The organism is Bradyrhizobium manausense, assembly GCF_001440035.1.
GTDB lineage: Bacteria > Pseudomonadota > Alphaproteobacteria > Rhizobiales > Xanthobacteraceae > Bradyrhizobium > Bradyrhizobium manausense.
Genome location: NZ_LJYG01000102.1, coordinates 164,420 through 174,272, shown reverse-complemented (window position 1 = coordinate 174,272; position 9,853 = coordinate 164,420). Strand labels below are relative to the sequence as shown.

The 9,853-nt window shown below is 64.1% G+C and carries 6 protein-coding genes and 1 pseudogene; 5 read left to right on the top strand and 2 right to left on the bottom strand.

All coding sequences use genetic code 11. From position 1 onward, the window contains the following. Window positions 1–102: 102 nt before the first annotated feature. The 4 genes and pseudogenes from AOQ71_RS26770 to AOQ71_RS26755 all read left to right on the top strand — a co-directional run bounded on the left by AOQ71_RS26770 (window position 103) and on the right by AOQ71_RS26755 (window position 6,396). A complete protein-coding gene (locus AOQ71_RS26770) occupies window positions 103–1,797 on the top strand; it encodes a thiamine pyrophosphate-requiring protein (RefSeq protein WP_283809616.1) in 1,695 nt (564 codons plus the stop codon). Between the two features lie 122 nt (window positions 1,798–1,919). After that, window positions 1,920–4,490 (top strand): GAF domain-containing sensor histidine kinase, encoded by a 2,571-nt coding sequence (locus AOQ71_RS26765; RefSeq protein ID WP_057753111.1) that lies wholly within the window; start codon window positions 1,920–1,922, stop codon window positions 4,488–4,490. Between the two features lie 11 nt (window positions 4,491–4,501). Further along, window positions 4,502–4,687: pseudogene (locus AOQ71_RS26760) on the top strand (response regulator); the annotation flags it as partial. A 77-nt stretch (window positions 4,688–4,764) separates the two neighbouring features. Beyond that, a complete protein-coding gene (locus AOQ71_RS26755; protein WP_083514514.1) occupies window positions 4,765–6,396 on the top strand; it encodes an alpha/beta hydrolase in 1,632 nt (543 codons plus the stop codon). Between the two features lie 6 nt (window positions 6,397–6,402). On the opposite strand, the gene AOQ71_RS26750 is transcribed toward AOQ71_RS26755, so the two are convergent. Continuing rightward, the gene (locus tag AOQ71_RS26750; protein ID WP_057753062.1) at window positions 6,403–7,992 is read right to left on the bottom strand and encodes an MDR family MFS transporter; all 1,590 of its coding nucleotides are present in this window, start codon (window positions 7,990–7,992) and stop codon (window positions 6,403–6,405) included. Between the two features lie 161 nt (window positions 7,993–8,153). Next, window positions 8,154–8,669, bottom strand: a complete 516-nt coding sequence (locus AOQ71_RS26745) for a YcgN family cysteine cluster protein (protein ID WP_057753061.1) — start codon at window positions 8,667–8,669, stop codon at window positions 8,154–8,156. 295 nt (window positions 8,670–8,964) lie between these two features. Here AOQ71_RS26745 and AOQ71_RS48575 point away from each other — a divergent pair. Further along, window positions 8,965–9,853 (top strand): transglycosylase domain-containing protein (locus AOQ71_RS48575; protein ID WP_245317161.1); only part of this gene is annotated, 889 nt, incomplete at its 3' end.

The window sequence follows — 9,853 nt, the reverse complement described above, 5'->3', positions numbered from 1 at the left end:
CAGCCGTCCCGGACTACGCTTTCGCTCCATCCGGGCTACAGCAGCGCACTGCATGGCTGACCTACCGCGAACGTCCCCCGCCTCCGCTTTACCCTCCCCCAAATTCCTGATCCTCTCTCCCCAACAGCCGGAGCAACCGGCCAGCCTGAGGAGAGAGACGCCATGAAGCTCGGCACCGCCATTGCGGAAATCATGCGGCGCGAGGGGATCGAGATCCTCTGCGGGTATCCCGTCAATCATCTTATCGAGCACGCGGCCAACGCCGAGATCCGGCCCGTGATGGTGCGGCAGGAACGCGTCGGCGTGCACATGGCGGATGCCATCTCACGCGTGACGTCGGGGCGTATGATCGGCGCATTCTGCATGCAGCACGGCCCCGGCGCGGAGAATGCAATGGGCGGCGTGGCGCAGTGCTTCGGCGAATCCGTTCCCGTGCTGGTGCTGCCGATGGGCTATCAGCGCCGGCTTGCGCATATCGAGCCGAACTTCAATTCCAGCGAGGCGATGAAGCCCTTCGCGAAATCCTCCGAGCCGATCATCCTGGCCGCCGAGCTCGCCAACATCTTTCGTCGCGCCTTCACCAAATTGAAGAACGGCCGCGGCGGGCCGGTCATCGTCGAAATCCCCTCCGACATGTGGAATGAGGAGGTGCCGGAGCCGCTGAACTACACGCCGGTGCTGCGCACCCGCTACGGCGCCGACCCCGTGCATGTGAAGGAAGCAGCAAGCCTGCTGCTCAATGCCAAGCGTCCGGTGATCTATGCCGGCCAGGGCGTGCACTACGCGCAGGCGTGGCCGCAACTGAAGCGATTGGCGGAACGGCTGGCCATTCCTGTCACCACCAGCCTGGGGGGCAAATCGTCGTTCCCCGAGACTCATCCGCTCTCGCTCGGCTCCGGCGGTCTCGCCGTGCCGCGCGCGGTGCCCAAATTCCTCACTGAAGCCGACGTCATCTTCGGCATCGGCTGCTCCTTCACCGAGACCAGCTTTGGCATCGCGATGCCGAAGGGCAAGACCATCATCCATTCGACGCTCGATCCGAACCATCTCAACAAGGATGTCGAAGCCAGGATCGGCCTCGTCGGCGATGCCGGCCTCGTGCTCGATGCATTGCTGGAGGAGATCGGCAAGACCGTCGCTGCCGACCGCGATGCCTCGGCGGTCGCGGCCGAGATCGCGGCTTCGCACAAGGAGTGGCTGGCCAAATGGATGCCAAAACTCACCAGCAATGACGAGCCGCTCAATCCCTATCGCGTGCTGTGGGATCTGCAACATACCGTCGACATCGACAACACCATCATCACCCATGATGCCGGCAGCCCGCGCGACCAGCTCTCGCCGTTCTGGAAGGCTGTGACGCCGCTCTCCTATCTTGGCTGGGGCAAGACGACGCAGCTCGGCTACGGCCTTGGCCTTGCGATGGGTGCAAAGCTGGCAAGGCCCGACAAGCTCTGCATCAACGTCTGGGGCGATGCGGCCATTGGTTTCACGGGCATGGATTTCGAGACCGCAGTGCGCGAGCGCATCCCGATCATGTCGATCCTGCTCAACAATTTCTCGATGGCGATCGAGCTCAAGGTGATGCCGATCTCGACCGAGAAATATCGCTCGACCGACATCTCCGGCGACTACGCCGCGATGGCGCGCGCCTTCGGCGGCCATGGCGAGCGCGTGACGAGGCCCGAGGACATCATCCCCGCGATCAAGCGCGGTATCCAGAAGACCAGGGAAGGCGTCCCGGTGCTGCTGGAGTTCATCACCAGCAAGGAGACCGAGGTGTCGCGGCCGGGCACGTGAGGGGTTCCACGGGGCTGCTTTCGATATGCACTGCGACAGGGCTGGTCGAGCCGGTGCGGGAATGGAATAATCCGGCTTTCAGCGAATGGGGCCCCGCTGGAGTCGGCCCTATGGATTTCCGGATGACCGCCCTCGTGCAGAACGTGGTGGCCGAGCTCAAAGCCAGGATTGCCGAGCTCGAGCAGCAATTGCAGGCGAGTACGGCAGCCAATGCGCGGCTCTCCAACGAAGCGCGGGAAGCGCTGGAGCAACAGACCGCCGCGTCGGAAGTCCTGCGCATCATCAGCAGTTCCGGCGGCGACCTCGCGCCGGTGTTCGACACCATGCTTGGCAAGGCCATGCAGCTGTGCGGTGCGGACTTTGGCGTCCTCAACACGTATGATGGTGAGCGCTTTGAAACTGCCGCCACCCGTGGGCTTCCGCCCGCTTACGACGAATACCGCGGGAGCCGCCCCCTCCATTATGGCCCGGGTACCGCGCCGGTGCGCCTGCTGCAAGGCGAGCCCTACGTGGAACTGGTCGACCTCATGGATTCGGAGGCCTATCGCACGGGCGAACCCAACCGTCGCGCTCTGGTCGATCTCGGCGGCGCGCGGGCGGTGCTGGCCGTCCCGCTCGTCAAGGACGATCGCGTGGTCGGCAACGTCATGATCTTCCGGCAGGAGAACCGACGCTTTTCAGACAAGCAGATTTCGCTGCTCAAGCAGTTTGCTGCGCAAGCCGTCATCGCCATCGAGAACACGCGACTGCTTCGCGAACTGCGCACAAGCACGGACGATCTGCGGGAATCACTCCAGCAGCAGACCGCCACCGCCGACGTGCTCAAGGTGATCAGCCGATCGGCGTTTGACCTGCAAGCCGTTCTCGAAACGCTGATCAAATCCGCCGTCGAATTGAGCGGCGCCAATCGTGGTTCGATTTTTCTTCGCGAAGGGGACGTGTTTCCGCTCAAGGCGGCGTCCAGCACCACTCCGGAATTCCTGCAATATTGGGCGGCAAATCCGCCGCGGTCGGGCCGCGGTTCGGCGACCTCACGCGTCATCGCCTCGGGAAGGGTCGAAATCATCCCGGACGTTCTCGATGATGCGGAAATGCAAATGCCGGCCGGCTCGCTGGTCAAGATCCGGGCGGCACTGGGTGTGCCGATGCTGAGGGACAACAAGGTCGAAGGCGTGCTGGTCTTGACGCGACCCGAACCGGGGCCGTTTACCAAAAGCCAGGTCGATCTGGTGCAAACCTTTGCGGACCAGGCGGTCATCGCCGTCGAGAACGCCCGGTTATTCGAACAGGTGCAAGCCAAGACGCGCGACCTGGAGGAATCCCTGCAACAGCAGACCGCCACTGCCGATGTGCTCAAGGTGATCAGCCGATCGGCGTTCGACCTGCAGGCCGTGCTGGATACGCTTGTCGAATCCGCGGCGCGTCTCTGCGAAGCCGATATGGCCGCCATCACCCGGAAAAGTGGCGAGGTCTTCTACAGGGCCGGCTCATACGGCTTCCCGCATGAATTCGTCGAATACGCCAGGTCAACGCCCGTCAATCCCGAACGTCGTACCATCACCGGGAGGACGCTGCTGGAGGGACGCGTCGTTCACGTGCATGACGTCCTCGCCGATCCCGAGTATGATTTCGAAGGGCAGCAGCTCAGTGGCAATCCCCGCACCTTTCTCGGGGTGCCGTTGCTGCGCGAGGGGACGCCGATCGGCGCCCTGACCTTGACCCGGTCAGTCATCCGGCCGTTTTCCGACAGTCAGATCGAACTCGTCTCGACATTTGCCGACCAGGCCGTGATCGCCATCGAGAACGCGCGGCTGTTCGACGAGGTCCAGCAGCGCACGGCCGAGTTGTCGAAATCGCTCGAAGATTTGCGCGCCACGCAAGACCGCCTGGTCCAGACCGAAAAGCTGGCCTCGCTCGGCCAGCTCACGGCCGGCATCGCCCACGAGATCAAGAACCCGCTCAACTTCGTCAACAATTTCGCGGCGCTGTCGAGCGAGCTGATCGACGAGCTGAACGAGCTGTTGCAGACCACCGCACTCAACGACAAAACCAGGGAGGACGTCGGCGAGCTGACGCATTTGCTGAAGGACAATCTCCAAAAGGTCGTCCAGCACGGCAAGCGTGCCGATTCCATCGTCAAGAACATGCTGCTGCATTCGCGCGAAGGCAGCGGCGAGCACCGGCCGACCGACGTCAACACGCTGGTCGAGGAGAGCCTCAACCTCGCCTATCACGGCGCCCGCGCCGAGAAGTCGCAGTTCAACGTCACGATCGAGCGCGACCTCGATCCCGCGGCCGGCACGATCGAAGTGTTCCCGCAGGAGATCACCCGCGTGCTGCTGAACCTGATCTCCAACGGGTTTTACGCGGTCGTCACGCGCAAGGCCGAGAGCGGAACGGGGGACTACGAGCCGGCCCTGATCGCGCAGACGCGCGGGCACGACAGCCATGTCGAAATCCGCATTCGCGACAACGGCACCGGCATTCCGGTGGACGTCCGCAAGAAGATGTTCACCCCCTTCTTCACCACCAAGCCTGCCGGCGAGGGAACCGGGCTTGGCCTGTCCATGAGCCACGACATCATCGTGAAACAGCATGGGGGCACGATCGACGTCGAAACCTTGCCGGGCGAATTTACCGAGTTCACAATCCGATTGCCGCGCAAAAGCAATTTTCACGAGAGCAGAGGCTAGCCGTGACCGTGATCGAGATGCTGCCGAAGGTGAAGGAGATGCGCCCTGACGTGCCCGTCATCATGATTACGGCCTATGGCGATGCCGACACGCGCGGCAGGGCGCTGGCCCGCGGCGCAAGCGGACTGTTGACCAAGCCGATCGATTTCGCTCTGCTGCGCGAGGAGATCGACGCGCGGCTCGCGCAGGCGGGATAGCGTCGCCCGGGAGGGCTCTGGTGAATCTGGCGCTGACGGTTCGGCGACAACTGCTCTCACTGTCCGGCGTCGGCCTCATGCTGGGCGCGCTGTTCTTCGCAGCGGCGCTGACGCCGACGCTGGTTCCGCGCAGCTATCTCACGCAAGGAGCGTTGGCCGGCGGCTGCTTTGCGATCGGCTATTTCACCGGCGTGCTGTGGCGCCGGCTGTGGCATTATCTCGAACTGCCCGAGCCTTCGGCGCGCGCAAGGTCCGTCGCGAACGCGCTTGTCGCCGCCGGCTGCCTGCTCGTCGTCATCGTCGCGCTCTGGCGCACGACCGCATGGCAGAACGCGATCCGTAGCGTGATGAAGATGGCGCCGGTCGAAACCGCGCATCCGCTCAAAGTGTGCCTCATCGCGCTGATCACGTTCGTCGTGCTGCTGGTGCTGGGGCGGTTGTTCGCACTTTTGGCCTACATTCTCGCTGTCGGCGCGCGGCGTATCATTCCGCGCAAGGTCGCCACTGTCATCGGCGTGATCGCCGCAGGCCTGCTGTTCTGGTCGATCGCGAACAATCTCCTGATCCGCACCGCCTTCAACGCCCTCGATTCCTCCTTCCGCGAACTCGACGTCCTCTTCGAGCCCGAGCGGGCGCAGCCGACCTCGGCCGGCAAGACAGGAAGCCCGGCATCCCTGGTGAAGTGGACGGAGCTCGGGCGCATGGGGCGCCGGTTCATTGCCTCGGGTCCGACCGCAGCCGAGATCAGCGCCGTCACGGAGCATCCCGCGCAGGAGCCGGTGCGCGTCTATGTCGGCCTCGCGGCCGGCGACACGGCGCAGGCACGCGCGCGGCTTGCGCTCGCCGAACTCAAGCGCCAGCGTGGTTTTGAACGCAAGATCCTGATCGTCATCACGCCGACCGGCACAGGCTGGATCGATCCGGCAGCGATGGATACGGTCGAGTATCTCCATCATGGCGATGTCGCCAGCGTCGCCATGCAGTACTCCTATCTCAACAGTCCGCTGTCGCTGCTGTTTCAGCCCGAATACGGCGCAGCAGCCGCGCGTGCCCTGTTCGCCGAAATCTACGGCTACTGGACGACGCTGCCGAGGGACCAGCGGCCGAAGTTGTATCTGCACGGGCTCAGCCTCGGCGCCATGAACTCGGAGAAATCAGCAGAGCTGTTCGAGACGATCGGCGATCCCATTGCCGGCGCGCTGTGGAGCGGCGCGCCGTTCGAGAGCCGCATCTGGCGCTCGATCACCGACAACCGCAATCCTGATACACCGGCCTGGCTGCCGGAATTCCGCGACAGCCGCTTCGTGCGCTTCATGAACCAGAACGGGCCGACGGTACCGCCGGATAGGCCCTGGGGAGCGATGCGGGTCGTCTATCTGCAATATGCCAGCGACGCGATCACGTTCTTCGCCTACCGCGACGCCTATCAGCCGCCTGCCTGGATGAACGCGCCGCGCGGGCCCGACGTAGCACCGGAGCTGCGATGGTATCCCATCGTCACCATGCTGCAGCTCGCGCTCGACATGGCGGTCGCAACTCACACGCCGATGGGCTTTGGCCATGTCTACGCGCCCGAGCATTACGTCGATGCCTGGGTCGCGGTCACTGATGTCAATGATTGGTCGGCTGAGGCGCTGGCGAAGCTCAAGAGCCATCTTGCTGCCCGAGCACGACGGGCACCTGGCGACGATCCCGATCGCGGCGGATAAAGCGCCCTACTCCGCCATCTCCACGGTTTGCACCTTGGAGGGACCGGCCAGTGGCCGCTCCTCCATCAGGATCAGGCAGAGCGAGGCGGTGGCCATCAGCGCGGTCGCAGCGGCGAAGACGTAGCGGAACGCATGCCGCATGTCGTCGGCCGGGATCGCCGGGATGCTGCCTGCGGCGTGATGCTCGCCGGCCAGCGGAATGTCGGCGCCGAGCGCGATCAGCAGGATGGCGGCGAAAGCTGCGACCGTGAAGGACGACATCAGCGAGCGGAAGAAATTCATCGCGCCGGTGATGGTGCCGACCAGCGGACGGGCGACGGAGTTCTGCAGCGAGACCACGCAGACCGGAAATGTCGTGCCGAGGCCGAGCGCGAACGCAGCCATCAGCGTCAAGAGGCCCCACAACGGCAAGGTCGTCAGCGTGAGGCCGAGTGCGCAGATCGCGGCCCAGGACGTGCCGATGATGGCGACGCGCTTGTAGTGCTTGGCGCGCGCCATGGTGCGACCGGCGACCGCCGCACCGACGGTCGAGACCGCAGCGAGCGGGATCAGTGCAAGGCCGGCCTCGCTGGCGCTGAGGTGATAGACCGACTCGTAATAAAGCGGCAACTGCACGGTGAGGCCGGTGATGGCGCCGAGGCCGCAGCCGCCTGCGGTCAGCGCAAAGGGCGCAACCGATCCGCTCAGCAACGGCAACGGCAGGAACGGCTCGTCGGCGCGGCGCGCGTGCCAGACGAAGGTGAACGCGAGCGCGATTGCACCCCCCACCATCGACATAACGGTCGGCGACAACCACCTATAGCGCGTGCCGCCCCAGGTCAGCACCAGCATGAAGACGACAGCGGAGGCCATCAGCAGCACGCCGCCGAGCCAATCGACCTTGCGCTTGCGGTGGAACACCGGGATCTTCTTCATCTTCGGCAGCAGCAGCGCGAGCGCTGCGGCTGCGAGCGGCAGATTGATCCAGAAGATCATCGACCAGTGCAGATGCTCGGCGAACACGCCGCCGATGACGGGGCCCAAAATGCCGCCCACCATCCAGACGCTGGAGAAATAGGCCTGGTACTGGCCGCGCTCACGTGGGGAGACGACGTCGGAGATCACGGTCTGCACGACAGGCATGATGCCACCGCCGCCCAGTCCCTGAAGACCGCGCGCAAGAATCAGCATCGGCATGCTCGGCGCGATCGCGCACAGGATCGAGCCGGCGACGAACAGGCTCAGCGACACGATGATCATGGCCTTGCGGCCGTAGATGTCGCTCAGCGTGCCGAATACCGGCGCAACCGCGGTCGAGGCGAGCAGATAGGCGGTGATCACCCAGGACAGGTTCGAGACGTCCTGGAACTGGCGCCCGATGGTCGGCAGCGCGGTCGCGACGATGGTCTGGTCGAGGGCGGCCAGGAACATCGTCAGCATCAGGCTGATGACGATGGTGCGAACCTCATCTGAGGTCAGCGGCACCGGCGGCGACATCGGGGGCGCGTCGCTGACGCTGATGACCTCGCCCGGAAGACGGGTCAGTTCCTCGGCGATGTCGTCGGGCAACGTCTGGATATCGGCAGCCTGGCTGCTCTGCCGTGTGAACTGGTTCATCTCGGACTGTCGGATCGGGCGTGTTGCGGTGCAATGCCGCGAAGGATTCGTTCTATCAGAACAATCTAAACAGCAAACTTCTCCTCAGGCAGGCATCGCGGCGCATGGGTGCATCCCGCGTCGCGGCCATCCCGAACACGTGATGAGAGTGGGCCGGCCGATCAGTCCTTGGGGCGTCGCTTCAGGCGTGCCCGCTTCGGCACCTGCCCCGGCCATTGCACCAAATAGTGCTCGAGCTCGGTGTCCGGAATCTCGTCCTCGGTGCCCGCGACGCGGCCGCGCACGGAGACGCCGGCCTCGTGCACCGTATTGGGATCGCCTGAAATCAGCGGGTGCCACCAGTAGAGATCGCGGCCTTGCGCGACCAGCCTGTAGCCGCAGCTCGGCGGCAGCCAGGACAAAGTGCGGACCTTTTCCGGGGTCATGACAACGCAGTCCGGCACGAAGTCGAAGCGATTCGCGTAGTCCTTGCAGCCGGCCGTGCAGGAATCGAGCATCTTGCAGCTGACATCGGTGAAATAGATCTCGCCGGTATCCTCGTCTTCGAGCTTGTTCAGGCAGCAGCGGCCGCAGCCGTCGCACAGGCTCTCCCATTCGGCCGTCGACATCTCCTCCATCTTCTTGGTTTTCCAGAAGAATCCATCCTGGTCGGAAGGTGGTTTGCGTACTGCGGTCATGCGCCTGATACTGATCCAAAGAGCTAGGGCGAGCGCCATCTAGGGCGCGCGGCTGTGAGACTGCAACGAACACCCTTGCGGGGCCCGTATTGAACCGGGGTTCAATTAGGCCTGTTGTTCAAAATTGCGAGCCTGACCATTGGTTTATAGGCCCCGCTCGGCTAGAAGAACAGCAAGTCCCCTTTGGTGCGCGAAACCGGGCGCCTTGGGTTTGCCGCAACAATCCCGCAAGACGTCTCGATGCCGCCCCGGCCGGGTGCTTGAACGCTTTCGAACCGAGCCTCAAGGGTTCTAGGTGGTCCAGAACACACCATCCAACTGGAAGAGTCGTATCAGGAACTTCTTCCTGGACCTCGATGCACGCATCGATTCCTCGCTGTTCTCCTCGGCGAAGGGCATCCGCGAGCTCTACGAGCGCTACTCGACCTTCATGGACCGCTTCTATGTCGGGCGGTGGAAGCGCTGGGTGTTCATCGAGCCGCTGTCGGAAGCCGCAACCATCGGCCTCGGCGGCATGGTGCTGATGCTGATCCTCGCCATCCCTGCCTTCCGCGAGACCGCAGACGAGGATTGGCTGAAGAAGTCGGACCTCGCCGTGACGTTCCTCGACCGCTACGGCAACCCGATCGGCAGCCGGGGCATCAAGCACAACGATTCGATCCCGCTGGAAGATTTTCCTGACGTCCTGATCAAGGCGACGCTGGCGACCGAAGACCGCCGCTTCTACGAGCATTTCGGCATCGACATCGCCGGCACCGCGCGCGCGCTCGTCACCAACGCGCAAGCCGGCGGCGTCCGCCAGGGCGGCTCCTCGATCACCCAGCAGCTCGCCAAGAACCTGTTCCTGAGCAACGAGCGCACCATCGAGCGCAAGATCAACGAGGCCTTCCTCGCGGTCTGGCTGGAATGGCGCCTGACCAAGAACGAGATCCTCAAGCTCTATCTCGACCGCGCCTATATGGGCGGCGGCACGTTCGGCGTCGACGGCGCTGCGCATTTCTACTTCAACAAGTCGGCGCGCGACGTGACGCTTGCCGAGGCGGCGATGCTCGCCGGCCTGTTCAAGGCGCCGACGAAATACGCGCCCCACATCAACCTGCCCGCCGCGCGCGCCCGCGCCAACGTCGTGCTCGACAACCTCGTCGATGCCGGCTTCATGACCGAGGGCCAGGTGTTCGGTGCCC